The organism is Streptomyces sp. NRRL F-6676 (assembly GCF_000725625.1).
In the GTDB taxonomy this organism is placed as follows: Bacteria; Actinomycetota; Actinomycetes; order Streptomycetales; family Streptomycetaceae; genus Streptomyces.
The window spans coordinates 315,759-342,393 of sequence record NZ_JOHS01000001.1 but is presented as its reverse complement, the minus strand read 5'-3'; the positions used below and the strand labels follow the sequence as shown (position 1 = coordinate 342,393).

The 26,635-nt window shown below is 73.7% G+C and carries 22 protein-coding genes and 1 pseudogene; 13 read left to right on the top strand and 10 right to left on the bottom strand.

Annotation, left to right across the window (positions count from 1 at the left end; translation table 11 throughout):
• Window positions 1–429: 429 nt before the first annotated feature.
• Complete coding sequence (locus tag IO29_RS01455; protein WP_030377159.1) at window positions 430–1,383, bottom strand: methionyl-tRNA formyltransferase; 954 nt, start codon at window positions 1,381–1,383, stop codon at window positions 430–432.
• An 85-nt stretch (window positions 1,384–1,468) separates the two neighbouring features.
• On the opposite strand from IO29_RS01455, the gene IO29_RS01450 reads away from it, so the two are divergent.
• Both IO29_RS01450 and IO29_RS01445 read left to right on the top strand, forming a co-directional pair.
• Complete coding sequence (locus tag IO29_RS01450) at window positions 1,469–2,800, top strand: lysine N(6)-hydroxylase/L-ornithine N(5)-oxygenase family protein (protein WP_030377158.1); 1,332 nt, start codon at window positions 1,469–1,471, stop codon at window positions 2,798–2,800.
• A gap of 133 nt (window positions 2,801–2,933) precedes the next feature.
• Window positions 2,934–3,851, top strand: a complete 918-nt coding sequence (locus IO29_RS01445; protein WP_030377157.1) for a LysR family transcriptional regulator — start codon at window positions 2,934–2,936, stop codon at window positions 3,849–3,851.
• A gap of 54 nt (window positions 3,852–3,905) precedes the next feature.
• On the opposite strand, the gene IO29_RS01440 is transcribed toward IO29_RS01445, so the two are convergent.
• Window positions 3,906–4,964: a methyltransferase gene (locus IO29_RS01440; RefSeq protein WP_051707122.1), complete on the bottom strand. Its 1,059-nt coding sequence runs from the start codon at window positions 4,962–4,964 to the stop codon at window positions 3,906–3,908.
• A 141-nt stretch (window positions 4,965–5,105) separates the two neighbouring features.
• Here IO29_RS01440 and IO29_RS35430 point away from each other — a divergent pair, with 141 nt between their 5' ends.
• The 6 genes from IO29_RS35430 to IO29_RS01410 all read left to right on the top strand — a co-directional run bounded on the left by IO29_RS35430 (window position 5,106) and on the right by IO29_RS01410 (window position 12,944).
• A complete protein-coding gene (locus IO29_RS35430) occupies window positions 5,106–6,113 on the top strand; it encodes a helix-turn-helix domain-containing protein (RefSeq protein WP_051707121.1) in 1,008 nt (335 codons plus the stop codon).
• 142 nt (window positions 6,114–6,255) lie between these two features.
• A complete protein-coding gene (locus IO29_RS36140) occupies window positions 6,256–7,947 on the top strand; it encodes an amidohydrolase family protein (protein ID WP_030377154.1) in 1,692 nt (563 codons plus the stop codon).
• The gene (locus tag IO29_RS01425; RefSeq protein WP_234307350.1) at window positions 7,944–9,059 is read left to right on the top strand and encodes a M20 family metallopeptidase; all 1,116 of its coding nucleotides are present in this window, start codon (window positions 7,944–7,946) and stop codon (window positions 9,057–9,059) included. Before IO29_RS36140 ends, IO29_RS01425 begins: the two co-directional genes overlap by 4 nt.
• Window positions 9,056–9,955, top strand: a complete 900-nt coding sequence (locus tag IO29_RS01420; RefSeq protein WP_051707119.1) for a hypothetical protein — start codon at window positions 9,056–9,058, stop codon at window positions 9,953–9,955. The genes IO29_RS01425 and IO29_RS01420 overlap by 4 nt, the downstream gene beginning before the upstream one ends.
• Window positions 9,952–11,058 carry an o-succinylbenzoate synthase gene (gene menC, locus IO29_RS01415; protein WP_030377151.1) on the top strand — a complete coding sequence of 369 codons (1,107 nt, stop codon included), beginning with the start codon at window positions 9,952–9,954 and terminating at the stop codon, window positions 11,056–11,058. The genes IO29_RS01420 and menC overlap by 4 nt, the downstream gene beginning before the upstream one ends.
• A 92-nt stretch (window positions 11,059–11,150) precedes the next feature.
• A complete protein-coding gene (locus tag IO29_RS01410; protein WP_037817573.1) occupies window positions 11,151–12,944 on the top strand; it encodes a PucR family transcriptional regulator in 1,794 nt (597 codons plus the stop codon).
• Between the two features lie 155 nt (window positions 12,945–13,099).
• Here IO29_RS01410 and IO29_RS01405 read toward each other — a convergent pair whose 3' ends face one another.
• The 3 genes and pseudogenes from IO29_RS01405 to pflB form a co-directional block, all read right to left on the bottom strand.
• Complete coding sequence (locus IO29_RS01405; RefSeq protein WP_030377149.1) at window positions 13,100–13,315, bottom strand: adenine nucleotide alpha hydrolase family protein; 216 nt, start codon at window positions 13,313–13,315, stop codon at window positions 13,100–13,102.
• Window positions 13,316–13,561: 246 nt separating this feature from the next.
• The gene (gene pflA / locus IO29_RS01400) at window positions 13,562–14,311 is read right to left on the bottom strand and encodes a pyruvate formate-lyase-activating protein (protein ID WP_030377148.1); all 750 of its coding nucleotides are present in this window, start codon (window positions 14,309–14,311) and stop codon (window positions 13,562–13,564) included.
• A pseudogene (pflB, locus tag IO29_RS01395) lies at window positions 14,308–16,567 on the bottom strand (formate C-acetyltransferase). Before pflB ends, pflA begins: the two are co-directional and overlap by 4 nt.
• Window positions 16,568–17,088: 521 nt before the next feature.
• Between pflB and IO29_RS01390 the strand changes: the two are divergent.
• Together IO29_RS01390 and IO29_RS01385 are read left to right on the top strand one after the other, a co-directional pair.
• Window positions 17,089–17,472 (top strand): hypothetical protein, encoded by a 384-nt coding sequence (locus tag IO29_RS01390; RefSeq protein WP_030377145.1) that lies wholly within the window; start codon window positions 17,089–17,091, stop codon window positions 17,470–17,472.
• Between the two features lie 18 nt (window positions 17,473–17,490).
• Entirely contained in the window at window positions 17,491–18,099 is a 609-nt protein-coding gene (locus IO29_RS01385; protein ID WP_030377144.1) for a CBS domain-containing protein, read from the top strand.
• Window positions 18,100–18,736: 637 nt separating this feature from the next.
• On the opposite strand, the gene IO29_RS01375 is transcribed toward IO29_RS01385, so the two are convergent.
• From IO29_RS01375 to IO29_RS01360, 4 genes are all read right to left on the bottom strand, one after another.
• A complete protein-coding gene (locus tag IO29_RS01375) occupies window positions 18,737–19,759 on the bottom strand; it encodes a zinc-dependent alcohol dehydrogenase (RefSeq protein ID WP_030377142.1) in 1,023 nt (340 codons plus the stop codon).
• 33 nt (window positions 19,760–19,792) lie between these two features.
• Window positions 19,793–20,698, bottom strand: coding sequence for a universal stress protein (locus IO29_RS01370; RefSeq protein WP_030377141.1), 906 nt, complete (start codon window positions 20,696–20,698; stop codon window positions 19,793–19,795).
• 212 nt (window positions 20,699–20,910) lie between these two features.
• On the bottom strand, window positions 20,911–21,540 hold the full coding sequence (locus IO29_RS01365; RefSeq protein WP_030377140.1) for a DoxX family membrane protein: 630 nt from the start codon (window positions 21,538–21,540) through the stop codon (window positions 20,911–20,913).
• 295 nt (window positions 21,541–21,835) lie between these two features.
• Entirely contained in the window at window positions 21,836–22,999 is a 1,164-nt protein-coding gene (locus tag IO29_RS01360) for an FAD-dependent oxidoreductase (protein WP_030377139.1), read from the bottom strand.
• 134 nt (window positions 23,000–23,133) lie between these two features.
• On the opposite strand from IO29_RS01360, the gene IO29_RS01355 reads away from it, so the two are divergent.
• From IO29_RS01355 to IO29_RS01345, 3 genes are all read left to right on the top strand, one after another.
• Entirely contained in the window at window positions 23,134–23,817 is a 684-nt protein-coding gene (locus IO29_RS01355) for a TetR/AcrR family transcriptional regulator (RefSeq protein WP_030377138.1), read from the top strand.
• Between the two features lie 263 nt (window positions 23,818–24,080).
• Complete coding sequence (locus IO29_RS01350) at window positions 24,081–24,686, top strand: DUF4232 domain-containing protein (RefSeq protein WP_106969676.1); 606 nt, start codon at window positions 24,081–24,083, stop codon at window positions 24,684–24,686.
• 145 nt (window positions 24,687–24,831) lie between these two features.
• Entirely contained in the window at window positions 24,832–25,659 is an 828-nt protein-coding gene (locus IO29_RS01345; RefSeq protein WP_051707118.1) for an HD domain-containing protein, read from the top strand.
• Between the two features lie 48 nt (window positions 25,660–25,707).
• Here IO29_RS01345 and IO29_RS01340 read toward each other — a convergent pair whose 3' ends face one another.
• Window positions 25,708–26,616, bottom strand: a complete 909-nt coding sequence (locus tag IO29_RS01340; RefSeq protein WP_030377135.1) for an alpha/beta hydrolase — start codon at window positions 26,614–26,616, stop codon at window positions 25,708–25,710.
• Window positions 26,617–26,635: the final 19 nt, after the last annotated feature.

Sequence of the window (26,635 nt, the reverse complement as noted above, 5' to 3'; positions counted from 1 at the left end):
GGTGGTCCTGCGCGTTAGCACGTGCAGGCGCATCGTGGTCACTCGCGCAGTTCCCCGCGCCCCTAGGGGGGTGGGGGTTCGGTGCGTCGGTGAGTACGGGTGAGTCGTGGTTGCCCGCGCAGTTCCCCGCGCCCCTGAGGGGGTGGGAGGTTCCGTGCGTGAGTGAGTGCGGGTGGATCGTGGTGGGGTGTGGGATTCCTCGCGTTTCTGGCGGGGGGTGACCCGTGTCTTTCAGGGGCGCGGGGAACTGCGCGACCAGCCAGGGACGGCCCGCAGCCGCCCACGAGCCGTACCACCCCGCCCGGAGGGCGCTTCCCGCCGTCAGGCGCACTCCCCGCCCGGAGGGCGCTTCCCGCCGTCAGGCGGACTCCCCGCCCGGGAAGGCGCCCCCGGGAGGGCGCCCCCCGTCGGCGAGGGTTCCGCGCCAGCTCAGGGGTGCGACGTCAGGTAGCCCCCCATCGTGGGGAAGTACTCGGCCGCCGAGTACTCCGCACCGTCGTCCGTGCGCACCCGCCGCACCAACAGCCCCCGGCACCGGCCGGTGTACGCGTCCGCGCCCGCGACGACGACCACGCCGTCGCCCTCGCGGATGAAGATGCGGCCCGGCGTGCCCCCGTAGCGCCCCTCGGAGACCCCCGCGGAGACGATCCGCAGCCGCTCCCCGCGATGGAAGGCGTACGCGTTCGGGTACGGGTCCGACTGGGCCCGTACGAGCCGCTCCAGGCGCTCCGCGGGCCAGCTCCAGTCGATCCGGCTGTCCTCGGCCGAGCGTTTGTGGAAGAAGCTGGCCCTGGCCCGGTCCTGCGGCAGCCACCGCCCGGCGTCCCGGCCGGAGGCGATCAGGTCGAGGGACTCGCGCACGAGGGGCGCGATGAGGTCGACCGTGCGGTGGAACAGATCGGTGGCGGTGTCCGTCGGCCCCACCGGCACCGACCGCTGCACCAGCACATCCCCCGCGTCGAGTTCCGCGTTCATCCGGTGCGCCGTCACCCCCACCCGCTCCTCCCCGTTGAGCAGCGCCCAGATGATCGGCGAGAAGCCGGCGTACGCCGGCAGCAGCGAGTCGTGGATGTTGAGCGTGCCGTGCGGCGGCAGGTCGAACAGCTCCGGCGGGAGCCAGGTGCGCCAGTTGTTGGCGACGATGATGTCCGGCCGTGCCTCCCGTACCGCGGCGAGGAGTTCGGCGTCGTCGGGGCGGTTCCGCAGCAGGACGGGCACGCCGTGCTTCTCGGCGAGTTCGGCGACGTTGTCGTCCCAGATCTTCTCGTACGCGTGCTCGCTCCTCGGATGGGTGAGGACGAGGACGACCTCGTGCTCCGAGTCGAGCAGGGCCCCCAGCGTGCGGTGCCCCCAGGTCTGGTAGCCGAGCATGACGACCCTCATGGCGAACCTTCCTCTCCCACGACTCCATTGCAAGGTTAGCCTTACCTTATCTAGCATGTGGGTGCCTGAGGGAGGCGATGCATAGGTGAAATCACCGGTCATGGGTTCCGATGCCGTCCACGACGTCCACGACATCGTCGGGATCGGTTTCGGCCCGTCAAATCTCGCCCTGTCCGTGGCAGTCGAGGAGCACAACGCGAACGCCGGCGCCGGCCGCCGTCTGAGCGCCCTGTTCCTGGAACGCCAGCCGCGCTTCGGCTGGCACCGGGGCATGCTGATCGACGACGCCACGATGCAGGTGTCGTTCCTCAAGGACCTGGTGACCCTGCGCAATCCGGCGAGCGACTACAGCTTCCTGTGCTTCCTGCGCGAACGCGGCAGACTGATCGACTTCTTGAACCAGAAGACGCTGTTCCCGCTGCGGATGGAGTTCCACGAGTACTTCGAGTGGGCCGCCACGCGCGTCTCCCACCTGGTCTCCTACGGCAGCGAGGCCGTCACCGTCACCCCGGTGCGCGACGCCGCCGGCCGGATGGACCTCTTCGAGATCACCTGCCGTGACGCCACGGATCCGGACGCGACCGTGACGTACCGGGCCCGCAACATCAGCGTCGCCATGGGCCTGGAACCGCACGTGCCACCGGGTCTGGAGCTGTCCGAACACGTCTGGCACACCAGTCAGTTGCTGCCTCGCGCGGCTCAACTCGCCGCCGAGGGACGGCCGGTGCGCAGGGCCGTCGTGCTCGGCGCCGGGCAGAGCGCCGCCGAGGCGGTGGACTATCTGCACCGCACCTTCCCCGAGGCGGAGGTGTGCTCGGTCTTCGCGAAGTACGGCTACACGCCCGCCGACGACAGCCCGTTCGCCAACCGGATCTTCGACCCGGAGGCGGTGGACGTCTACTTCTCCTCGCCGCCCGAGGTGAAGCAGTCCCTGCTCGACTACCACCGCTCCACCAACTACTCCGTCGTCGACATGGAGTTGATCGAGTCGCTGTACGCCGCCTCGTACCGGGAGAAGGTGGCCGGACGGGAGCGGCTGCGCTTCCTCAACGTCTCCCGTGTCCGCGAGGTGCGTCCCGGCGACGCGGGCGGACTGGACGTGGCCGTGGAGTTCCTGCCCACCGGCGAGCACCAGGTGCTCCCCGCCGATGTGCTGGTGCTCGCCACCGGCTACCGGCCCCGCGACCTCGCCACCCTGCTCGGCCCGGCGGCCAAGTTCTGCCTCCGCGACGACGGGGACGCGGTACGCGTGGGCCGGGACCACCGGGTGGAGACGGTGCCGGAACTCACCGCCGGCATCTACCTCCAGGGCGGCACCGAGCACACCCACGGCCTGACCAGCACCCTGCTGTCGACGGTCGCGATCAGGGCGGAGGAGATCCACCGCTCCCTGCTGGCCGACGTGACGGTGGCCTGACCGTCGCGCCGGCGGTCCCGGGTCCTGACGGCACGACCCGTCCGGGCCCCGGGCCGCCGGCTGCCGATTGACCATGGAGCAACCGTGCCCAGGGATGATTGCGGATACGGCAACCGGCCACGACAATCGGCGCATGGATCACGTCGATCTGAACCTCGTCGAGGTGCTGGACGCGCTGCTCGCCGAGAACAGCGTGACGCGGGCCGCGGAACGGCTGCACACCTCGCCGCCGGCCGTCAGCCGCGCCCTGGGCCGGTTGCGGCGCGCCTTCGGCGACCCGCTCCTCGTCCGCGCGGGACGGGAACTCGTGCCCACACCCCGGGCGTTGGAGCTGCGCGGTGAGGTGCACGCGGTCGCCGCCCGGGCACGGGCACTGTTCGCGCCGTCGGCCGTCGCCGACCCCCGTACCGCCGTCCGCATGTTCGATCTACAGGTCACGGACATGCTGTCCACGACGTTCCTGCCGTCCCTCATCGACGATCTGCGGGTCCAGGCCCCCGGTATCTCGCTGCGGCTGCGGCCGGAGAGCGTCGAGGACACCCCCGCCCTGCGGGAGGGGCTGGTGGATCTGGAGATCGGCATCATCCGGCCCGGCGACCCCGAGATCCGCTCGGCGGCGCTGGTCACGGAGACGCTGGTCGGCGCGGTACGGCCGGAGCATCCGCTGGCTGCGGCGCGGACCGTGACGGCACGGCGGTTCGCCGCCGCCGACCACATCGCCGTGTCCCGGCGCGGCCGGACCCACGGGCCGATCGACGACCGGCTCGCGGACCTCGGCCTGAGCCGGCGCGTGGTCGCCGTGGTGCCCACCTTCGCGAGCGCGCTGTTCATGGCCCGCGAGACCGACGTCGTCTGCGTCGCCCCGGCCGGACTGGGGCGGCGGATGCTCGACGCGCTCGGGCTGCGCACCTTCCCGATCCCGCTGGAGCTGCCGCCGCTGACGATCGGCATGGCCTGGCACCCGCGCAACCACCACGACCGCACCCACCGGTTGCTGCGCGAACGCACCCACCACCTCATGACCGCGGCGGCGGCGCCCGCCACCCGATGACCGGGGCGCCGGCACCCGCCACCCGATGAGCGCCAGCGCCGTGGGCCGGGACGGTCAGACCGCCTCCACCTCCATGCAGGAGTAGCCGCCGCCCACCGGGTACGTCCGGCCGCGCCGCCACCCGGTGGCGGTGAAGAGGGCGTCGAACTCGTCGAGGTCCCGCTCGACGCCGCCCGTGACGCAGAGCATGGCCATGTCGGAGATGGCGGCGAAGTCGGGCTTGCCGAGTTCGCCGACGATCGTCTCGACGACCAGGGCACGTCCGCCCGCTCGGCTCGCGGCGCGGCAGTTGCTCAGGATGCGCGTACAGCGCTCGTCGTCCCAGTCGTGCAGGACCGTCTTCAGCAGGTGGAGGTCCCCGGTGGGCACCTCGGTGAAGAAGTCGCCGCCCACGCCGGTGAACCGGTCGGACAGGCCCCGTCGTCCGGCCTCCCGCACCGCGCCCCCGACGGCGTGCGGCAGGTCGAGCACCTGACCGCGCAGCGCCGGGTCCGTCTCCATCAGCGTCAGGACGAGGTGTCCGTCGGCGCCGCCGACGTCGACCGCCGTGGTGGCGCCCTTGACGTCGGCCCGGGCCGCCACGCCGTGGGTCACCAGGGCGGACATGTCGCTCATGGCGTCGGCGAACACCCGTGCCGTCTCGGCGTTCTCCGGCCGCCCGTAGTAGTCGAAGATGTCCTCGCCGAGCACCTTCCTCACCTGGCTCGCGCCTTCCCGCACCGCCTCGGGGAACAGGCCCCAGGCGCCCCAGTGCGACGGTCCGGCCTGGATCAGCAGCAGGGAGCGCAGGGAGCCCGGCACTCCGGCGCGCAGCAGCTGTCCGCGCCCGGTCAGGCCGAAGCGGCCGTCCCCCTCGTAGCTGAGCACGCCCAGCGAGGCGGCCGCGCGCATCAGTCGGTAGGTGGCGCCTTCGTGGCTGTTCTCGCGTCCGGCCACCTCCTTCGCCGTCCGCGGCTCGTCGGCGAGGTGGTCGACGATGTTGAGCCGGACGACGGCGTGCAGGATCTGAACGACCGCGCCACCGGTGAGCATGTTCATCAACTGCACGACATCCGCGGGCGGTTCGGGTGCCGTCTCGGGCGTGGTGGTCTCGGGTGTGGTGGTCTCGGGCATGGCGCGCAACCTCGTTGGCTCGGATGGTGTCAACAAAAAGAGGTCTGTAGTGTCGACGCGGCTGGGGCGGGGACGCATGCATCTGCGTGCCGGGTGGCCGGGACTTCCGCGTCGGCGGCGGGGAACGACGGCGGGACGGCGATGACAGCACAACGACCGGATGCGGGAGCGGCGTCGGGGTCCGTACCCGGAGCGGGGCGGACGTTCACCGCGGACGTCACGGGACCGGCATCCGGCGCCCGCGGCTTCGACGTCTTCCGGCGCGCGTGGGAGGCGCAGACGGGCGAGGCGCTGCCGTTGCCGTCCTTCGACACCGGTGAGTCCGGTGCCTTCCGGATCGGTGCCCGGGCGGCCAAGGTCCATGACGCGGTCGTCGCGGAGGTGCGCTTCACCCGCTTCGTCGGGCGCCCCTCCGGGGCCCGGGAGCCCGGCGACCGGGTGCTCGTGCATCTGATGTCGGAGGGTTCCTGGCGATTCGTCGGGCTCGACCGGCGCGGCGGGAGCGCCACCGTCGCGGCCGGGTCGTTCCTCGCCCGCCGCAACGGCGCGCCCGCGCTGTTCGACGTGGCGCCCGGCTCGCGCGCGACGGTGCTGATCCTGCCCACCTCGGTCCTCGACGGCGCCCGCGACACCCGGCAGATCCTCGGCTCCAACGACTCCGCGGCGATGCGCGTGCTGCGGGCGCACGCCCGCATGGTCCGCGAGACGGTGCGCGAACTGGGCGGGCCTGCCATCCTCGCCTCGCGCGACGCCCTGGTGGAGCTCGCCCGGGGGGCGCTGCGGCAGGAGTTCGACGACGCCGAGCCGCGGCTGGCCCCCGCGCTCGCCCGGGCCGCGATGCTCCTCGCCGACGCACACCTGGCGGACCCCGGCCTCACCCCCGCCTCGCTCGCCCGCCGGCTCAACGTCTCCCCGCGCACACTGCACCGCGCGTTCGCCGGCACCGGGGAGCCGGTGGCGGCGTACATCCGGCGCAGACGGCTGGAGCGCGCACGGCGGGAGCTGCTCGCCCGCTGGGGCCGGCCCAGCGTCACGGAGGCCGCCGCCCGCTGGCACTTCGCGGACGGCAGCCACTTCACCCGCGCCTTCAGACGGCAGTACGGGGAGACCCCCACCCAGGCGATGGCCCGTACCCCGCCCTCGCTCTAGCGTCCCGCCCGCACCGCCGCACGGCCGATCCGCTTCGTGCGGGACCACGGACAGAGGTGCGCCGATTCGTTCGTGCGTACGAACCGAGGCGGTGGTCGTGCTCCTAGGGTCGGGACCCACGGGCGTATCCGAGGAGGCGACCATGCAGACGCTGTTGCGCGGTGGCCGGGTCGTCGACCCGGGCACGGGGTTCGACGGGCCGGCCGACGTGCTCGTCGACGGCGGCCGGATCGCCGCCGTGGGCCCCGGCATCGAGGCGCCGCCCGGCGCGGCGGTCGTCGAGGCCGCCGGGCTGATCGTCGGACCCGGCTTCGTCGATCTGCACAGTCATGTGCACTCCGTCGCCGGGCAGCGGCTCCAGGCGATGGACGGGGTGACCACGGCGCTCGACCTGGAGGCCGGGCTGATGCCGGTCGCCCGCGCCTACGCCGAGGCGGCCGCCGCGGGGCGCCCGCTGCACTACGGCTTCTCCGCCTCCTGGGGCGGCGCGCGGGCCCAGGTCCTGACCGGCCGCACGCCGGACGCCCGGTTCGCGTCGAGCATGGAGGTGCTGGGCGACCCGCGCTGGCAGCGCTCCTCCACCCCGCGCGAGCTGGCCGCCTGGCTCTCCCTGCTGGAGGACGAGCTGGCCGGCGGCGCCCTCGGCATCGGCATCCTCATGGGGTACGCGCCGGCCAGCGACCCGGCGGAGTTCCGCGCCGTCGCCCGCCTGGCGGCGCGGGCCGGAGTGCCGACGTTCACCCACGTCCGCGAGCTGGTCGAGGTGGATCCGGCGACGCCCGTCGACGGGTCGGCGGAGGTCGTGCGCGCGGCGGCCGAGACCGGGGCGGCGATGCACCACTGCCATGTGAACAGCACCTCCGGCCGCCACCTCGACCGGGTCCTGGGGGCTCTGGCGGAGTCGCGGCGGGCGGGTTCGCGGGTGACGGTGGAGGCGTATCCGTACGGGGCGGGCAGCACGGCGGTCGGTGCGGCGTTCATCGACCCGGAGCGGCTGCGCGCCAAGGGGCTCGGGCCCAGGGCCTGTTGCGAGAGTCCCGTCGTCCGACCGGAGGGCGGGCCCTGCGGCGTCAGGTGCGTGCTCTCGGCGTGCCGGGCCCGGACCTTCGTACTGGATGTACTTGGGTCTGGGCCCGGTGCGGCGAGTGGGGGTCCCCCCTGCTCGAGCGAAGTCGAGAGCTTGGGGGAGCGTGCATGGCGTCGCGGGGCAGACGGGACTCTCGCAACAGGCCCTGGGAGCGTCATCATGGTCGAGACGGACGAGCGGATCGCCGACGAGGCGCGGCTGCGCCAGCTGCGCGCGCGGAACCCGGGGGCACCCTGCCTCCTGGAGTTCCTCGACGAGGACGACCCCGGCGACCGGACGCTGCTGCGGCGGGCGCTGGCCTTCCCGGACGCCGTCGTGGCCAGCGACGCGATGCCGGTGTTCTGGCCGGACGGCAGCGACGAGAGCACCGAGTGGCCACTGCCGCCCGGCGGGACGACCCATCCGCGTACCGCGGGCACCTTCGCCAAGACACTGCGCCTGATGGTGCGCGAGTCCGGCGCCTGGAGCTGGCCGGAGGCGTTCCGGCGCTGCTCCTACCTGCCCGCCCGCGTCCTGGACGACGTCGCCCCGGCCGCCCGCGCCAAGGGACACCTCGGGGTCGGCGCCGACGCCGACCTGGTGGTCCTCGACCCGGAGACGGTCACCGACGCCGCCACCTACGCCGATCCCACGCGGCCCTCCCACGGCGTACGGCACCTGTACGTGGGCGGGGTGCCGGTGGTCGCGGACGGTGCCCTGCGCACCGACGCGTTCCCGGGGCGGCCGCTGCGCGGGGAGTCGCGGTGACGGCGCCGGACCTCGGCGCACTGCTCGCCGACATCGAGACCCTGGTGACCTGCGAGTCCCCGTCGACGGACCACGAGGCGCTCGCCCGCGGCGCGGCCGAGGTCGCCACGCTCGGCCGGCGACTGCTCGGCGCGGACCCGGAGTACCTGGTCACCGAGGGCTGCCCCCATCTGCGCTGGCGGTTCGGCGACGGACCGGCCCGGGTACTGCTGCTCGGGCACCACGACACGGTCTGGCCCCTGGGCTCGCTGCGCACCCACCCGTTCGGCATCCGCGACGGCGTGCTGCGCGGCCCCGGCTGCTTCGACATGAAGGCGGGCCTGGTGATGGCCCTGCACGCCGCCGCGGCCCTCCCCCGTCGCGCCGGGCTGACGATCCTGGTCACCGGGGACGAGGAGATCGGCTCGCCCCGGTCGAGGGAGCTGATCGAGGCGGAGGCGCGCGGCTGCGAGGCCGTGTTCGTGCTGGAGGCGTCGGCCGACGGGGGCGCGTTGAAGTGCCGCCGCAAGGGCGTCTCGCTGTACCGGATCGAGGTCGAGGGCCGGGCCGCGCACTCCGGGCTCGAACCGGAGAAGGGCGTGAACGCGGGCGTCGAACTCGCGCACCAGATCCTCGCCGTGGCGGGGCTGGCCGACCCCGCGCGCGGGACGACCGTGGTGCCGACCCTCTCGTCGGCCGGTACGACCACCAACACCGTCCCGGCCGCCGCCCGCGTGGCGCTCGATGTACGGGCCTGGGACCTGGCGGAGCAGGAACGCGTCGACGCCTCCCTGCGCGCGCTGCGTCCGGTGCTGCCCGGGGCGCGGGTGCGCGTGACGGGCGGGGTGAACCGGCCGCCGCTGGAGGCCGCCGCGTCCGACGGCCTGTTCACCCTCGCCGACTCCCTGGCGCGGGACCTGGGCCTGGGGCCGCTCACCGCCGCGGCGGTCGGGGGCGCCTCGGACGGCAACTTCACCGCCGGGCTGGGCGTTCCGACGCTCGACGGCCTCGGCGCGGTGGGCGGCGGTGCGCACGCCGACGACGAGCATGTCGTCGTCGCGGAACTGCCGGGCCGTACGGCGCTGTTGACCGCGCTCGTGGAGGCGGTACTGGAGAAAGGGGCACCGCGATGACCGGGCACATACCGTACGCGCCGCCCGGGCCTTCGCCGTCGGTGGCCGCCGGGGCCGAACTCGCCGCCGCCCGGGCCGCCTCGGAGGCCGAGGTGGCCGTCCGTGAGCTGACCGAGGTCGAGGACCTGGCCGCCGTCTCGCTGCTCCTGCGGCGGGTCTGGCACGCGGAGCCGGGGGGCGGCCCCGTGCCGACGGAGCTGCTGCGGGCGATGGCCGTGGCGGGGAACTACGTGTCCGGCGCGTTCGACGGGGAGGAACTCCTGGGCGCCTGCGTCGGGTTCTTCGGCGCCCCCGCGCACGGCGCGCTGCACAGCCACATCACCGGCGTCCTGCCCGCCGGGCTCGGGCGCGGCCTGGGACTCGCGCTCAAGCTGCACCAGCGGGCCTGGGCGCTGCGCCGGGGCGCGGAGACGATCTCCTGGACGTTCGACCCGCTGGTGCGCCGCAACGCGCACTTCAACCTGACGAAACTGGGCGCCCGTCCGGCCCGGTACCTGCCCGACTTCTACGGCCCGCTGCACGACGGCATCAACGGCACGGGCGCCACCGACCGGCTCCTCCTCACCTGGGACCTCGTCGGTGCGGCGGTGCCGGAGGGACGCGCGCCCGTCGACGCGGCGGCGCTGTCGCGGGCGCGGGGCGCCGTGCCCGCGCTGTCGGCCGACGCGGACGGCAGGCCGGTGACCGGGGCGGACGGTGGGGCGGGCGACGGGCCGGTGCTGCTGGTCGCGGTGCCGCCCGACATCGAGGAGCTGCGGCGCACCGACCCGGCGCTCGGCCGGTCGTGGCGGCTCGCGCTGCGGGAGGTGCTCGGCGGCCTGATGGCCGAGGGCGCGGAGGTCACCGGCTTCGACCGGGCCGGGTGGTACGTGGTGGAGAGGAAGCAGGACTCGTGAAGCTCGACGGTGTGGAACTCCTCCGGGTGCGGATGCCGCTGCGGGCACCGTTCCGGACCTCGTTCGGAACGCAGCACGTCCGCGAACTGCTGCTGGTGCGGGTGGTGACGCCGGCCGGCGAGGGGTGGGGCGAGTGCGTGGCGATGGCCGACCCGCTCTACTCGTCGGAGTACGTCGACGGCGCCGAACACGTGCTGCGCGAGCATCTGGTCCCCGTGCTGCTGCGGGCGGGCGAGGTGAGCGCGCACCGGGTGGCGCCGCTACTCGCCCCGGTCAAGGGGCACCGGATGGCCAAGGCGGCGCTGGAGATGGCGGTGCTCGACGCCGAACTGCGCTCCCAGGGGGCGTCGTTCGCCACCGCGCTGGGCTCCACCAGGGACGCGGTGCCGTGCGGGGTCTCGGTCGGCATCATGGACTCGGTCCCCCAACTCCTGGACGCCGTCGAGGGATACGTGGCCCAGGGGTACGCGCGCATCAAGCTGAAGATCGAGCCCGGCTGGGACGTGGAGCCGGTCCGTGCCGTGCGCGAACGCTTCGGCGACGAGCTGCTGCTCCAGGTCGACGCCAACACCGCGTACACGCTGGCGGACGTCCCCCAGCTGCGCCGGCTCGACCCGTTCGGCCTGCTGCTGATCGAGCAGCCGCTGGAGGAGGAGGACGTCCGCGGCCATGCCGAGCTGGCCCGGCAGCTGACCACGCCGATCTGTCTGGACGAGTCGATCGTCTCGGCCCGTTCGGCCGCCGACGCGATCGCGCTGGGCGCCTGCCGGATCGTGAACATCAAGCCCGGGCGGGTCGGCGGCTATCTGGAGGCCCGGCGGGTGCACGACGTGTGCGCGGCGCACGGGGTGCCGGTGTGGTGCGGCGGCATGCTGGAGACGGGGCTCGGCAGGGCGGCGAACGTGGCGCTGGCCGCGCTGCCGGGGTTCACGCTGCCCGGCGACACCTCGGCCTCCGACCGCTACTACCGCACGGACATCACCGAGCCGTTCGTCCTGGACGCCGGGCACCTGCGGGTGCCGTCCGGGGCGGGCCTCGGCGTGACCCCGCTCCCGGAGGCACTGGCGGAGGTGACCACGGGCAAGGCCTGGCTGACCGCGTAGTTCGTGGCAGCCGACGAAACGGGTGTTAGATTTCGTCACCCCGGACGGATAGAGCCGGGTGCGCGCACGAGGTTCAGGTGGTGGTGGCGCCGATGCCCGGAAGGCCCCGTACGCGGCTGAGCCGGGTGCTCGACGATCTCGGCGGCGTCCTGCTGGAGCCGGTCGCGGGGGCCGGTCACCGGGGCGCCCGGCTCGACCAGGTCGTCATCCACGACCCGCTGGACCAGGACGTACCGGGGCCGTCGCACACGGACGTGCACGGCTCGCCGGACACGGACGCGCACGGTTCCCCGGACATGGACGTACAGGGTCCGCGGGCAACCGGCGCCCCGGACGCGGCCGAACCGCTCGCCCGGGCGGTCGTGCTGTGCGTGGGGGTGCGCGCGGCGGACGACCTCGTCCGGCTGCTGCGCGGGTACGGCCGCCGGGGCGCGACCGCGCTCGTCGTCAGACAGCCGGTGGACACCACGCCCGAGGTACTGCGCGCCGCCGAGGAGTCGGGCGTCGCCCTGCTGGGCCTGGCCCCCGGCGCCTCATGGGCGCAGCTCGCCGCGATGCTCCGCACCGTGCTGGCCGAGGAGGATCTCGGCGACGCCTCGCCGGGGACCCTGGACGGGGTGCCGGCCGGGGATCTGTTCGCCGTGGCCAACGCGGTGGCGGCGCTCCTCGACGCCCCGGTGACCATCGAGGACCGGGCCTCGCGGGTGCTCGCGTTCTCCGGCCGGCAGGACGAGGCCGATCAGCCCCGGGCGCGGACCATCCTGGGCCGGCAGGTGCCCGAGCACTTCACCCGCCATCTCGAGGCCAACGGCGTCTTCGAGCGGCTGTACCGCGAGCCGGGGCCGCTCTTTGTCGATCCGCGGTCGCAGGACTTCGAGATGGGCATGCCGCGGGTGGCGATCGCGGTCCGTGCGGGCGACGAGATCCTCGGTTCGGTGTGGGCGGCGGTCCCGGGCCCGCTCGGCGCGGAGCGCGCGCAGTCGCTCCGGGACGCCGCCAAGGTGGTGGCGCTGCACATGCTCCGGCTGCGGGCGGGCGCCGACGTCGAACGGCGGCTGCGGGCCGACCTGGTGAGCACGGTCCTGGAGGGCGGCACGGCGGCGCCCGAGGCGCTCGCCCGGCTCGGTCTGCTCGGCCGGCCGCTGACCGTCCTGGCGATGGGAACGGCCGACGCCTCCGGGCCGACGACCCCGGAGGAGGACGTCAGCCGGGCCGCCGGCCGGCAGCGGCTCGCCGACGCGCTGGCCACGCATCTCACCACGGTGCAGCCGCGTTCGGCGGTCGCGCTGCTGGGGGACGTGGCCTACGGGCTCGTCCCGCTGCCGGGCGGGCAGCCGGACGGCGCGGAGCGCGCGCCGCGCCTCGCCTCGGCATTCCTGGAGCGCGCCGGACGCGGCACGGAGGCGGCGGCGATCGGCATCGGACCGCCGGCCGGGGACGGCGCCGGGATACGGCGCTCGCGCGAGGGCGCGGACCGGGCGCTGCGCGTCCTGCGCACGGCCGGCCGGGGGCGCCGGGTGGCCACCCTGGAGGACGTCCACGTCGACGCCCTCCTGCTGGAACTCGGGGACCTCGCGGCGGCCCGCGGCGACCGTCCGACGGCCGCGATCGCCCGCCTCCTCGACTACGACGCACGGCACGGTGCGCATCTGCTCCACACCCTGCGGTGCTGGCTCGACGCGTTCGGCGACGTGCCGGCCGCGTCGGCGAGGGCCCACGTCCACCCCAACACCTTCCGCTACCGCCTGCGCCGCCTGACCGAGGTCGCCCGCCTCGACCTGACCGACCCGGACCAACGCTTCGCGGCCATGGTGCAGTTGCGGCTCCTGCCCCCGGGCCGTGATCCCTCCTCCGGAGCAGCTGAGCGAGACCCCGACGGCTGGTGACGACGCATGGCTGAACAGGTCACCGACGATGGTCGCAGGAGCCGTCGTCGGGCTGGTGACGGCGCACGCCGCCCTCGCGGTGCGGCCGGATCATCCGGTCCGTACCCCCGCCACGTGCCGACGACGGTGGGGCACGGGCGCGCCGTCCCCGCCGGTCAGCGTCCCGGGACGACGAGTACGGGGCAGTGGGAACGGCGCAGCAGCGCATGCACGAGTCCGCCCGGCCGGGGTACCGGGCCGGTGCGGGGGCGGGTTCCGATCACCACGACGGCCGCTCCCTTCGTGGCGGGCGCCACGGCGCGGATGCCGACGGTGGTGCCGTCCGCGAGCAGCGCGTGTGCTGGGGGGCGGGGCGGCATGACGTCCTTCATGACGGTCTCCTCCGCGTTGGTGTCCTTCCTGCACTTCGAGCATCCGGCGCGGCGCTCCTGGCGCCCATGGGCCGACCGGGGGCGGTACGGGGGCCGGTCGGCCCCCGTACCGCCGGGCCGGGAGCGACGGCTTCGCCCAGATGCCTGATGCGCCCGCGCGGCGCCCGCGTCGGGGACCGGGCCGCTCACCGCCGACCAGGCGTGTCCGGTGTCGAACACGCGACGCCGACCGAGTGGGTGCGCGCGTCAGTAGGCCGCCGTTCCGTGCGCGCGGAACCGGGCGCGGACCCGCTCCGTGAGGGCGGGGTCGGGGGTGGGGGTGTCCTTCAGGGGGAACGGGATGCCGAGGGCCTCGTACTTGGGCGCGCCGAGCTTGTGGAACGGCAGGACGTCCACGCGGTCGACGGTGTCCAGGCCGGCGACGAACTCGGCGAGGCCGTCCACGGCCGCGAGGTCGTCGGTCCAGCCGGGGACCAGCACGTATCGGATCCACATCGGCACGCCGAGCCGGTTGAGCCGGGTGGCGAAGGCCAGCGTCGGGGCGAGGTCCCTGCCGGTCAGCCTGCGGTACGTACGGATGTCGAAGGACTTGATGTCCAGCAGGACAAGGTCGGTGTCCGCGAGGAGCGCGTCGCTCGCGCGGGCGCCGAGGAAGCCGGAGGTGTCGAGGGCGGTGTGCAGGCCGGCCTCCTTGCAGCGGCGCAGCAGGGCGCCGGTGAAGGCCGGCTGGAGCAGTGCCTCCCCGCCGGTGAGGGTCACTCCGCCGCCGGAGGTGGTGAGGAAGGACCGGTATTTCTCGATCTCGCTCATGATCTCGTCGACGGTGGCCGTGCGTCCGTCGCGCAGATGCCAGGTGTCGGGGTTGGCGCAGTACAGGCAGCGCAGCGGGCAGCCGCTGACGAAGAGGACGAACCGGGTCCCGGGACCGTCCACGCCGGTGGACAGGTCCCAGGAGTGGATCCGGCAGGTGACCGGCCGCGCGGCCACGGTGCTCACAGCGATCCGTGGAAGGTGCGGCTGATCACGTCGAGCTGCTGCTCACGGGTCAGGCGGACGAAGTTGACGGCGTAGCCGGAGACCCTGATCGTCAGCTCCGGGTACTTCTCCGGGTGTTCCATGGCGTCCTCCAGGGTGGCCCGGTCAAGGACGTTGACGTTCATGTGGAAGCCGCCCGCGGACATGTAGCCGTCGAGGATGCCCACCAGGTTGCCGGCCCGCTCCCGGGGGGCGTGCCCGAGTCCCTCGGGGGTGATCGTCGTCGTGAGGGAGATCCCGTCGCGGGCCGCCTCGTAGGGCAGTTTGGCCACCGACAGGGCGGAGGCGACGACGCCGTGCCGGTCGCGGCCGTTCATCGGGTTGGCACCGGGCGCGAAGGGCTGTCCGGCGCGGCGGCCGTCGGGGGTGTTGCCGGTGTGCTCGCCGTAGACGACGTTGGAGGTGATGGTCAGCAACGGACTGGGTGTGCTCGGCGTCGCGGTAGGTGGGGTGCCGACGGACCTTGGCCATGAACGACTCCATCAGGCCGACGGCGAGGGAGTCGGCCCGGTCGTCGTTGTTGCCGTACGCCGGGAACTCGCCCTCGGTCTCGAAGTCCACGGCGAGCCCCGTCGCGTCGCGGATCACCTTCACGCGTGCGTGCTTGACGGCGGACAGGCTGTCGGCGGCGACGGACAGGCCGGCGATGCCGCAGGCCATGAACCGGTGCACGGGGTAGTCGTGCAGGGCCATCTCGATGCGCTCGTAGGCGTACTTGTCGTGCATGTAGTGGATGACGTTGAGCGCGTCGACGTAGGTCTCCGCCAGCCAGTCCAGGACGCGGTCGTAGGCGGCCGACAGCTCCTCGTGGTCGAGGTACTCGCCGGTCAGCGGCGGCATCTCGGGCGTGATCCGATCCCCGGTCATCTCGTCCCGGCCGCCGTTGACCGCGTACAGCAGGGCCTTGGCGAGGTTGACGCGGGCGCCGAAGAACTGCATCTGCTTCCCCACCGCCATGGCGGAGACACAGCAGGCGATCGCCGTGTCGTCGCCGGTGCGCGGGCGCATCAGATCGTCGGACTCGTACTGGACGGCGCTGGTGTCGATGGAGACCTGCGCGCAGAACTTCTTGAAGCCGTCCGGCAGCCGGGGCGACCACAGCACCGTCAGGTTGGGCTCCGGAGCCGGTCCGAGGTTGTACAGGGTTTGCAGGAACCGGAAGGAGGTGCGGGTGACCAACGGCCGGCCGTCGGCCCCGATGCCGCCGATGGACTCCGTCACCCAGGTCGGGTCGCCGGAGAACAGCGCGTCGTACTCGGGGGTGCGCAGGAACCGCACGATCCGCAGCTTGATCACGAAGTCGTCGATCAGCTCCTGTGCGCGCCTCTCGTCGAGGAGGCCCTCGGCCAGGTCCCGGTGCAGGTAGACGTCGAGGAAGGTGGAGGTGCGGCCGAGTGACATGGCGGCACCGTTCTGCTCCTTCACGGCGGCCAGGTAGCCGAGGTAGAGCCACTGCACGGCCTCGTGGGCGGTCGCGGCCGGGCGGGTGACGTCGCAGCCGTAGCCGGCGGCCATGGTGGTCAGCTCGCCCAGGGCCTTGATCTGCTCGGCCAGTTCCTCGCGGTCGCGGATGACGTCCGCGGTGGAGGGCAGGGTGTCCAGCCGTGCGCGTTCGGCGCGTTTGGCCGCCACGAGGCGGTCGGTGCCGTAGAGGGCGACGCGCCGGTAGTCGCCGATGATCCGGCCGCGGCCGTAGGCGTCGGGCAGCCCGGTGATGATGCCGGCCCTGCGGGCGGCGCGCATCGCGGGCGTGTAGGCGTCGAAGACTCCGTCGTTGTGGGTCTTGCGGTAGGTGCCGAAGACCCGGGTGACGAACGGGTCGGGTGCGTAGCCGTATGCCTTGAGGCTGTTCTCCACCATGCGGATGCCGCCGTTGGGCATGATCGCCCGCTTCAGCGGGGCGTCGGTCTGCAGACCGACGATCAGTTCACGGTCCCGGTCGATGTATCCGGGGGCGTGCGAGGTGATCGTGGAGGGCGTCGCGGTGTCCACGTCGAGAACACCCCTGCGCCGCTCCTCCGGGAAGAGCGCGCTCACCTTCTCCCACACCGCGCGGGTGCGGTCCGTGGGACCGGCCAGGAAGGAGGCGTCGTCTTCGTAGGGCGTGTAGTTGGCCTGGACGAAGTCGCGCACGTCGACCCGCTCGCGCCATCCCTCTCCGCCGAACTGCCGCCATGCGTCGGCCGTGCGGGGGCCGGCCGTCACCGTCGCGGTCATCACATGTCCTCTCGTAGGGTCCTGCCCTTCTCCTTCGATGCTCGTCCCGCGCACGGGAGGGGAGGAGTGCCGGACAGGGCATCCCCCCGTCCCTGTGGTCCCGGCCGGGCGGGACGTTCGGCCCTCTTTGGGACCACTGCCCCGGGGCAGCCGGCGTGGTGCAGGGCGGCGTGCGTGACCGGGCCCGTGTGTGGCCCCCGGTGCCGCGGCCGGTCGTGCGACGGCCCACCACCAGGAGGCCGGCGCCCCGTGCCGCGTGCACCAGGGCGGGCACGGCGGCGATCCCGACTCCGCGCACCTCTTCCAGCCACGCCACCGGTCCGGACTACGTCTCCTGCTCGCCGCCGCGGGTGCCGGTCGCCCGCCCGGAGGCCGGGCGGGCCGCCCTGGAACGGGCGGACGGCGGCGACTTCAGGTGAAGGGGACCCTCGGCACCGGGCGGGGGCCGTCCGGCCCGCGACCGGTGCCGCCCCGACGGCAAGGCTTGCGGTGACACGGAACGACCACAAGGAGTGGAGCACATGACTGCCAAGGACATCGGCATCCGCGGCGGCGCCGGCACTGTGCGGGTACGGGCCGACGGCGAGGTGGACGAGGAGGCGCTGGCGTACCTCCGCGAGAAGGTCGGCACCGCGCTGGACCGGCCGGGGCTGCCGCCCGCGAGCGGTGAGGTGCGGATCGTCAGGGCCGCGGCGCACCACGGGGAGCTGCCGTGGTCGGCCGGCGCCGAGATCCGGATGGGTGGCGACCTCGTCGTCGTCCGCGTGCGCGGGGCGAGCGCCCGGGAACTCGCCGACCGCCTCCACGACCGCCTGCGGGAGCGGACCCGGCGCACCGCGCACCACGCCCAGGAGGCGCGCGGGGCCGCCACGCCCCCGCCCTGGCGCGGCGGCCCCGAGCAGTAGAGAGGTCACCGGCCCGTCATGACTTCCCACATCGTCGGTCAGGTGATGACCACTGACGTCGTCCAGGCCCGGCGGACGACGCCCTTCGAGGAGCTCGTCCGACTGCTCGACCGCCACCGCGTCGGCGGACTTCCCGTGGTCGACGAGGACGACAAAGTGGTCGGTGTGCTCTCGGGCACCGATCTGGCGCGCGCCCGGGCGAGCCGGCCGAGAGAGGACCCGGCCGACGCCGTCACCGCGCAGGACCTGATGTCCACACCGGCCGTCACCGTGCACCCCGAAGGGACCGTTGCGGACGCGGCACGGCTGATGGAACGCCGTGGTGTCGAGCGGCTCCTCGTGATCGACGAGGAGGACCGTCTCATAGGCATCGCGACCCGCCGGGACCTGCTGCGGATCTTCCTGCGGACGGACGACGACATCGGACGCCAGGTGACCGAGGAAGTGCTCGTCGGCCGCCTGGGGCTGAGGCGCGGAGACGTGTCCGTCTCGGTCCGCGACGGAGTGGTCGCCCTCGACGGCCGCGTGGAGCTGCGGAGCCGCATACCGGAGGCCGTCCACGCGGTGTGGCTGCTGGAGGGGGTGGTCGGGGTGGTGAACGGCCTGACCTTCGACGTCGACGACTGAGGAGGACCGGGGGTCCCTGTCCGGCCCGGGCCGGGGGGGCAGGGAGGGGTCCTCCGGTGCCTGCGGAGTCCGCGGAGTCCGCGTGAGAGCGGACGGGGACGCAGGCTCCGCCGGCCAAGCCGCTCCCACGTCGCCATGGACCGCCTGGTCACGGCCGGGCTGAAGGCGCTTGCCGACTACGAGGCCCTGACGCGGGAACAGACGGGCCGCCCGCTCCGCGTGCAGCCGCTCGGGCCCGCCCGCGAGCGGCGGGTGGTCGGCAGTGCCGTGCGAGGGGCACCGCCGGGCACGTACCGCGGTGCGCAGTGCCTGCCGCAGTCGCGCCTCCTCGTAGGCGAAGCGCAGCGCGGGTGTCGGTGTGTCGGCCGTGCCGACGACGACGGCCGCGGCGTCGCGGCTCTCGTGGATCAGGGTGTACGCGGGTTCCTCGGGCACGACCGCGGTGGTGCGGCGGAGGCCGGTCCGGCGGCGCCCGGCCCGTAGCGCGGCGGCGGCGCGGAGGAGGTCCGCGGCGGGATGCCCCGCAGGGCGCCTCGCGGGAGGCGCCGCAGGGCGGCCTCGTCGGCCGCCCGGTCGACGGCCCGCAGGCCGGGCGCGGAGCCGTCGCCGCCGACCACCGGGGTCGGCGGCGCCGTCCTCAGCCCTCCGCGCCGAGGTCGAAGACGATGCGGGCCTTGATCTCACCGCGCAGGACCTCGGCGATGGAGTCGTTGACCGCGGTGAGCGGGCGGGTCTCGCGGATGACCCTCGTACGGCCGGCGGCGTGCAGCCGGAAGACCTCGGCGAGGTCCTGCCGGGTGCCGACGATGGAGCCGATCACGGAGGTGCCGTTCAGCACCGTGTCGAAGATCGGTACCTCGAGGGTGCCGTGCGCGGGCAGGGCCACCATGACCAGCTTGCCGCCGCGTCGGAGACCGGCGTTGACGGCCGCGAAGGCGGCGGGGTTCACCGCCAGGGCGAGCGCGGCATGCGCGCCGCCGTGCCGCTTCAGCTCGGCGCCGGCGTCCTGTGTGCGGGCGTCGATGAGGATGTCCGCGCCCAGTTCCCGGGCGAGTTCGAGCTTGTCGTCGGTGACGTCGATGGCGGCGACGGTGGCGCCGGCGATCTTCGCGTACTGCACCGCCAGGTGGCCGAGTCCGCCCACCCCCGAGATGGCGACAAGCTGCGCGGGGCCGACGCCCGCGACCTTCAGCGCCTTGTACGTGGTGACGCCCGCACAGGTCAGCGGGGCGGCGTCGAGGGCGCTGACGCCCTCGGGCACGAGCTGGGCGAAGTCGGCGCGGGCGAGCATCTTCTCGGCGTACCCGCCGTCGCAGCCGTAGCCGGTGTTGACCTGGCTCTCGCACAGCGTCTCCCAGCCGGAGAGGCAGTGCTCGCACCGCCCGCAGGCACTGCCCAGCCACGGCACGGCGACACGCTGTCCCACCGACAGGTGGCTGACGCCGTCGCCGAGCTTCTCCACCAGACCGACACCCTCGTGCCCCGGCACGAACGGCGGTGTCGGCCTGACCGGCCAATCCCCGTGTGCGGCGTGGATGTCCGTGTGGCACAGCCCGGAGGCCTCGAGACGGACGCGCACCTGCCCCGGACCCGGCTCGGGGTCGGGGCGCTCCTCGACGACCAGAGGTGCCCCGAACTCCTTCACGACCGCTGCCTTCATGGCTCTCTTCCCTTCTTGTCCGGTCCGGACGGGTCAGTGGTGGGCGACGACGGCGACGGGGGCGGTGGCGTGGTGCATGACCGCGTGGGTGACGGCTCCGATGTGCACGCCGAACGTGCCGCGGCGGATGCGGCGGCCGACGACGACGAGCGAGGCGTCGTGGGAGGCGTCGATCAGGTGACTCGCGGGGCTGCCGATGCGGGACAGCTCGGTCACCTCGACGTCCGGGTACTTCTTCCGCCAGGGCAGCAGTGCCTCGGTGAGTGCCTCGGCCTGCGCACGGGCGAGATCCTCACGGGGGTCGTAGCCGCCGGCCATGGTGTAGGCGTAGGAGGACGGCAGGTTCCAGCCCTGGACGACGGTCAGCGTGGCCGCGCGCCGCAGGGCCTCCTCGAAGGCGAAGGCGAGCACCTCGTCGTCGGGGCTCCCGGTGTCCAGGCCCAGCACGACGGGCCGGAAGGCGGTGGCCGCGGAGGGGATGCCGACCGGGTCCTTGAGGTGCTCGTCGACGGCCTGCTCACCCGCCCGGACCAGCACGACGGGCACGTCGGTACGGGCGACCACGGCCTGGCCGACGGAACCGACCAGGAAGCCGCCGATGCCGCTCAACGCGCGGGAGCCGAGGACGAGCAGTTCAGCTCCCTCGGCCAGGTCCGGCAGTACCTCGGCCGGATGGCCCCCGCGCTGCTCGGTGGTCACCTCGACCCCGGGGTGGAGCAGCGCCAGCTCCTCGGCCGCCTCACGGGGGATCCGCTCGGTCCAGTGCTGGTGCGTCTCGGCTCCGAGGAGCGGTGCCTGCGCGATCGGCTCCGGTACCTGCTGCCACACGTGGACCAGCTTCACCGCCGCACCGCGCAGCGCCGCCTCACGGACGGCCCATTCCGCCGCGGCACGGCTTTCGGGCGATCCGTCGAGTCCCACGGCGATCGTTCCGGGCATGGAGCCCACCTCCTGCGTGCTCGAGTCCTGTGTCTCCGCGGTCTGTGCGTCGTGCTCCTTGCCGCACTTCAAGCATGTCGGGCGGCGGCCGGCCGGGGCAGGGCCGATGGTCCCCGTCGGGGACCGGTGGTCCCGGTCCCCGACGGGGACGCGGGACCCTGGAACGGACGGATGCGGTGGGCCCGTCGGCGGGCCCACCGCATCGGGGACGTTCAGCGCAGCCACTTGTGGTCGCGGACGAGGGGGAGCTTGGTCCACAGCCGTCCCAGGCCCAGGGCGTCGCCGGCGGAGACCGCCGCGAGGGCGATGAGCACCACGGCGTAGACGAGGTGGTAGTCGGCGAACGGATTCGTCGACATGCTCGGCGCGCCGTTCGACAGGTGCTGGGCGGGTGGCCACTCGGCCATCCACATCAGCGCCATCATCACGGTGCCCGCGAGGGCCGTCAGGCGCAGCGCCACCCCGGCGGTCAGGGCGAGTCCGATACCGAGCAGGCCGAGCATGAACAGCCAGTCCGCCCAGCCGGCTCCGGCCCAGGAGTGGAACGTGGACTGCATCGGTCCGACGGCGACCGAACCGAGGAATCCCTTGGTGGGCGAGCCGCCGTCGATCCAGCCCTTGCCGGACTGGGTGGCGTAGCCGAGGCCGAAGGTCTTGTCGAGGAAGGCCCACAGGAAGACGAAGCCCATCAGCACCCGGGCCGAGGCGAACACGTGGGCCCGGACGGTGTGCGTGTCCGTGTGTGCCGACGCGGCGGACTCGGGGGCGGAGGTGGTCCGGTTCCTGTGCAGGGACGGCAGGTGGAACCCGGCCTTCGGGTTCGTGTGCTGGTGGACGGCCATGGTGGTGACTCCTTGGTTACGCCGGTGACGTTCCGTTCGTTCCTGACACCGCTCACTCTCCCGGGGCGTGCCGGGCCGCGCAGGGTGCCGATGGTCCTGGCGACGGGCTGAACGTCCCTTCATGGGCGGGTCGTTCGGCGCTAGGGACGACCGCCACCGGGGAGGCGGCGTGGTGCCGCAGGGCCTGGGTCACCGGGCCGCTGTGCGTCCCGACGGCGGCCCGGCGAATCACCGTGCGCCGGGCCGGTGGGCGAGCGACGGCCCGTCCCGCCCCACGCCCGGGAACGGCCCCGGCTCAGCCGCGCGGTGAGCCGGATTCCGGGCGGTCGGCCTCGCCTGGGGCGCCGGTGAACATCTCGACGAGGCTGTACGGGGCGTTGTCGTCGAGGAGCAGGGGGAGCAGTTCGGCCGCCTCGGCGGCGTGGGCGGCGCTGCGGGGGAACAGGGCTCCCTCGTAGGCGGCGAGCGCGGCCTCGGGGTCGTCGGGGTGGGCGGCGAGGGCCTTGCCGAGTTCCGCGCCGTCGAACATGGCGAGGTTGGCGCCCTCGCCCGAGGGCGGCATGAGGTGGGCGGCGTCGCCGAGCAGGGTGACGCCCGGGACCCGCTCCCAGCGGTGCTCGTCGGGCAGCGTGTGCAGGATCCGTACGACCGGTGCGGTCTCGCCGTCGGTGAGCAGCGCCGTGAGCTCCGGCGCCCAGCCCTCGAACTCCTTGGCGATCCGGGCCGTTGCCGCGCCGGTGTCGGTGAGGTCGACGGCGTCGATCCACTCCCGTTCCCGGGCCAGTTGGACGTAGGTGTGCAGGACCCCGCCGGGCTCCCGGTGGGCGGTGATCCCCTTTCCGGGAGCGAGCGCGAACAGGGAGCCGCCGCCGACCGCCTCGGCGCTCGCGGGATGGCGCTCGTCGCTGTCGAAAAGATAGGTCTCGACGAAGACGGCGCCGGCGTACTCGGGCCGCGCCCCGGACAGCAGCGGGCGAACGCGTGACCAGGCGCCGTCCGCGCCGACCAGCAGTCCGGTGGTGACGGCCGTGCCGTCGGCGAAGGTGACCTCGTGGCGGCCGTCGCCGAGGGTGCGGGCCCCGGTGACCTTGTGCCCCCACCGGACGGTGCCGGCGGGCAGCGAGTCCAGCAGCAACTGCCGCAGCGCGCCGCGGAGCACCTCGGGCCGCCGGCCATGGCCGTCGTCGGGCCGCTCGAAGACCAGGGTGCCGTGCCTGTCGAGCACGCGCAGCGCCTCGCCGCCCTCGTGGACGAGACCGAGGAACTGGTCGTAGAGACCGGCGTCCTTCAGGGCGAGCTGCCCGTTGTGGTGGTGGATGTCGAGCATGCCGCCCTGCGTACGGGCGGTGGGCGAGGCCTCCGCCTCGTAGACCGTGGCCGGTATGCCGTGGACGTGCAGGACCCGGGCGAGCGTCAGCCCGCCGAGCCCCGCGCCGATGATCGTGACGGGGGTGGTCATGGCGTTCTTCCTTCCTGCCGACCGAAGACTCTGGAACGGCGTTCCAGTCACCTAGGATGGAACGTCGTTCCAGGCACTGTCAAGCTGGAATGGCGTTCCATCGATGTCGGCGGCGGCCGTTTAGGATGAGCCGCATGGCAAGCAGAACGCGTCGTCCGGAACGCCGGCAGGAACCGCTCTCCCGGGAGCGCATCGTCGCCGCCGCGGTCGAGCTCCTGGACACGGTGGGCGAGAGCGGACTGACGTTCCGCGCGCTGGCCGAGCGGCTGGCGACGGGGCCCGGGGCGATCTACTGGCACGTCGCGGGCAAGTCCGAACTGCTCGCCGCCGCCACCGACGCCGTGCTCGCCGCCGGTTCCGTCCGTGCCGATCCCGGCGCGACGCCGCAGGAGGCGGTACGCGCGCTGGCGCTCGGCCTGTTCGACGCGATCGACGACCACCCGTGGGTCGGCACGCAGCTCGTCGGCACGCCGTCGCAGTCACCGATGCTGCCGGTCTTCGAGCAGCTCGGCCGCCAGGTGCGGGCGCTCGGGGTGCCGTCGGCCTCCCAGTTCTCCGCCGTCTCCGCGCTGTGGAACTACATCCTCGGCGTGGCGGGCCAGAACGCCGCCAACGCCCGGGCGCCCCGGCAGGAGACGGACAGGACGGCGTACCTGGCCTCCGTCGCGGACGACTGGGCGGCCCTCGACCCCGAGGAGTACGCGTTCACGCGCGGCGTCGCCGGCCAACTGCGGGAGCACGACGACCGGGCCGAGTTCCTCACCGGCATCGACCTCATCCTCACCGGCATCGCCGCGCACGGCCGCCCCACGGGCTGACCGCGGGGCACCGGCGTATGCCGGACCAGGCGTCCCAGGCGGCCCAGGGGTCTGCGTACGGCCCTCCCGGCTCACCGGCTCCTCCCGGCTCACCGGCCCCGATCGTGGCGGCGGAGAATGCGTCCCGCTTTTCCGCGAACTTTCTGCCGCGTCCCCTCATCGAACCTCATGTACGGCACACGTGGACGGCGCGTGGGCGGGCACTCGGCCCACCTGCCGCCGCGCACGAGCACAGGCACGAGCACGAGTGGAGAGCGATCGCTGTGACCGAGCACCTGACCACCACCGACCAGACCCCTGCCGTCCACCCCACCGCGGCACACCGCACCGGCCGCCGGTTCGGCGGCGCGCTGCTCGCCGCGGCCGCCGTCGCCGGACTGGGGCTCGCCGGCGCGGGCGCCGCTGAGGCGGCCGGCAGCGGGAGCGGCACGGCGTCCATACCGACCTGCTCCCCCGCCGCCCTCAAGACGACCTTCGGCCGGCAACTGGCCGGCGGCATGAACCACGAGGGCGTCTACCTCACGTTCCGCAACCTCAGCGGCACGACGTGCGCACTGCGCGGCTTCCCCGGCCTCGGCCTCGAGGACGCGCACCACCGCACGCTGCCGACGCACACCCACTGGGGCGACACCTGGTACGCCGGCAACCCCGGCACCAAGACCCTCGTCCTGAAGGACGGCGAGAGCGCGGAGGCGGTCGTCGCCTGGACCCACCTCAACACCGGGACCCCCGACGCCGTGCACGCGTCGTACCTGGAGATCACCCCGCCCGCCGCGACCACGCACAGGACGCTCGCGTTCCCCGAGTGGGTCGACAACGGCGACCTGCACGTGACCGCCCTGGCCAGGCACATCGACGTACCGCGCTGACGTCCCCCGTCCCGGCGCACGCGATGACCTCGACGCGCTGGCGAGAAGGCGTGGTTCCTCGGCGTTTTCGCCACTGTCGGGTCCCCGGTGCCGTTCATAGGCTCCTGGCATCAACCGCCCGGCCACCGAGGAAGAGGTCATTCGAGTGTTCCACGAGGACAAGTGCAACGAGGGCGCCGAGGAGAAGACCGTCAGCCGGCGCACCGCGCTGGGGCGTGGCGTCGGCGTCGCGGCGATCGGCGTGACCTCCGCGCTCGCCACCGCCGTGTCCGCCCCGGCCGCCGCCGCGGTTCCGGGGCGGGCGCGGTGGGCGGACGCCGGGAGCGGCGGGTCCCTGCCCAGGTCCGTGGCGGGGATTCGCATCCCCGGTGGCGAAGTGGCCCGGCGGGCGACGGCGTTCGCGCGTGAGGCGTCCTCCGAGACCCTCTTCAACCACGTCATGCGTACGTATCTGTTCAGTTGCGTGCTGTTCGACCAGCGCGGTGTCCACTACGACCGCGAACTCGCCTTTCTCGCCGCGGTCCTGCACGACCTGGGGCTGGTCGAGGCGTACCGGACCCCGGCCGAGCGCTTCGAACTCGACGGCGCCGACGCCGCGCAGCGGTTCCTCGAGAGGCAGCGCGTCCCGGAGGACCGCGTCGCGGTGGTGTGGGACGCGATCGCCCTGCACACGAACGTCGCCATCGCGGCCCGGAAGCGGCCCGAGATCGCCATGGTCTCGGTCGGTTCCGGGGCGGACTTCTCCGGCAACGGCATCGACCGGATTCCGGCCGGCACCCTGGAGGAGATCCTCGCCGCGTTCCCCCGGGCGGGCTTCAAGCAGGACGCGGTCGACACCATGCTGTCGCTGTGCCGCACCAAGCCCATGTCGGTGCTCATGCACCCCTTCGCCGAGGTCGGCCGCCGTCATATACCCGGCTTCGCGGTGCCGACGGTGGAGGACCTGGTGCTCGCGGCGCCCTTCGCGGAGTGACGCCGCGTCACTCCCCGGATGTGGCGTGACGCCGGCCGGCGCAGGCGCTCACGCGCGTGCCCCGGCGCGGATGCGCTGGGTGAGGAAGAGGGCCGCGCGGTCCAACGCCTCCTCCGCCTCGTCCAGTTCGCCGACGAGCGACTGGAACACGTGCGGCACGTCGGCGGTGACGTCCAGGACGACGTCCACTCCGGCCTCCCGCGCGCGGGAGGCCAGGCGCGTGGAGTCGTCCAGCAGGAGTTCGTTGGTGCCGACCTGGAGCAGCATCGGCGGGAAGCCGGTCAGGTCGGCATGGACGGCCGGGCTGAGCAGCGGCTGGTGCGGGTCGGTGTCGCCGAAGTACATGGCCCCGGTGCGCTGGAAGTCCGCGCGGGTGAAGACCGGGTCGATGCCGGCCTTGCTGTCCATGCTCTCGCCGGACCGGGTGGCGTCCAGGCCCGGGGAGAAGGCGAGGAGGGCGGCGGGCATCGGCAGGCCCGCGTCGCGGGCGGCGAGGCACGTGGTGACGGCGAGCCCGCCGCCCGCGGAGTCCCCGGCGAACACGATCGCCGCGGGGTCCTCGCCGCGGTCGAGGAGGGCGCGGTAGGCGCTCAGGGTGTCCTCGATCGCGGCCGGGAACGGATGTTCGGGGGCGAGCCGGTAGTCCAGCGAGTACGCCCCGAAGCCGGTCTTGGTGACGAGGTGCCCGGTCAACGACAGCGCGGTCTCCGGGGATCCGAACACCCAGGCGCCGCCGTGGAAGTACAGAATCGTTCCGGCGCGCGGCCCCTCGTCCGGCTCGACGCGCAGTGCGGGCCGGCCGCCGAGTTCCGTGGGCTCCGTGCGGATGGCGTCGGGCACCTTCATGCGGGCCATCAGTGCCCGGAACCCCGCCCGCAACTCCTCGATCGTGACGGGGCCCTCGGGATGCGGCTGCCGCATCATGGCATCGACCCGGACACGCTGTTCCTTGCTCATACTGGTGTGCTCCCCTGCG

What these genes read in the sequence shown, in the direction of transcription:
- IO29_RS01360 (WP_030377139.1), bottom strand. Translation starts at nt 22,999, where the DNA reads ATGACCACCCCCGTCACGATCATCGGCGCGGGGCTCGGCGGGCTGACG.
- IO29_RS01390 (WP_030377145.1), top strand. Translation starts at nt 17,089, where the DNA reads ATGACTGCCAAGGACATCGGCATCCGCGGCGGCGCCGGCACTGTGCGG.
- IO29_RS01340 (WP_030377135.1), bottom strand. Translation starts at nt 26,616, where the DNA reads ATGAGCAAGGAACAGCGTGTCCGGGTCGATGCCATGATGCGGCAGCCG.
- IO29_RS01405 (WP_030377149.1), bottom strand. Translation starts at nt 13,315, where the DNA reads ATGAAGGACGTCATGCCGCCCCGCCCCCCAGCACACGCGCTGCTCGCG.
- IO29_RS01410 (WP_037817573.1), top strand. Translation starts at nt 11,151, where the DNA reads ATGCCCGGAAGGCCCCGTACGCGGCTGAGCCGGGTGCTCGACGATCTC.
- IO29_RS01420 (WP_051707119.1), top strand. Translation starts at nt 9,056, where the DNA reads ATGACCGGGCACATACCGTACGCGCCGCCCGGGCCTTCGCCGTCGGTG.
- IO29_RS01455 (WP_030377159.1), bottom strand. Translation starts at nt 1,383, where the DNA reads ATGAGGGTCGTCATGCTCGGCTACCAGACCTGGGGGCACCGCACGCTG.
- IO29_RS01440 (WP_051707122.1), bottom strand. Translation starts at nt 4,964, where the DNA reads ATGCCCGAGACCACCACACCCGAGACCACCACGCCCGAGACGGCACCC.
- IO29_RS36140 (WP_030377154.1), top strand. Translation starts at nt 6,256, where the DNA reads ATGCAGACGCTGTTGCGCGGTGGCCGGGTCGTCGACCCGGGCACGGGG.
- IO29_RS35430 (WP_051707121.1), top strand. Translation starts at nt 5,106, where the DNA reads ATGACAGCACAACGACCGGATGCGGGAGCGGCGTCGGGGTCCGTACCC.
- IO29_RS01365 (WP_030377140.1), bottom strand. Translation starts at nt 21,540, where the DNA reads ATGGCCGTCCACCAGCACACGAACCCGAAGGCCGGGTTCCACCTGCCG.
- IO29_RS01355 (WP_030377138.1), top strand. Translation starts at nt 23,134, where the DNA reads ATGGCAAGCAGAACGCGTCGTCCGGAACGCCGGCAGGAACCGCTCTCC.
- IO29_RS01375 (WP_030377142.1), bottom strand. Translation starts at nt 19,759, where the DNA reads ATGAAGGCAGCGGTCGTGAAGGAGTTCGGGGCACCTCTGGTCGTCGAG.
- IO29_RS01385 (WP_030377144.1), top strand. Translation starts at nt 17,491, where the DNA reads ATGACTTCCCACATCGTCGGTCAGGTGATGACCACTGACGTCGTCCAG.
- IO29_RS01445 (WP_030377157.1), top strand. Translation starts at nt 2,934, where the DNA reads ATGGATCACGTCGATCTGAACCTCGTCGAGGTGCTGGACGCGCTGCTC.
- IO29_RS01370 (WP_030377141.1), bottom strand. Translation starts at nt 20,698, where the DNA reads ATGCCCGGAACGATCGCCGTGGGACTCGACGGATCGCCCGAAAGCCGT.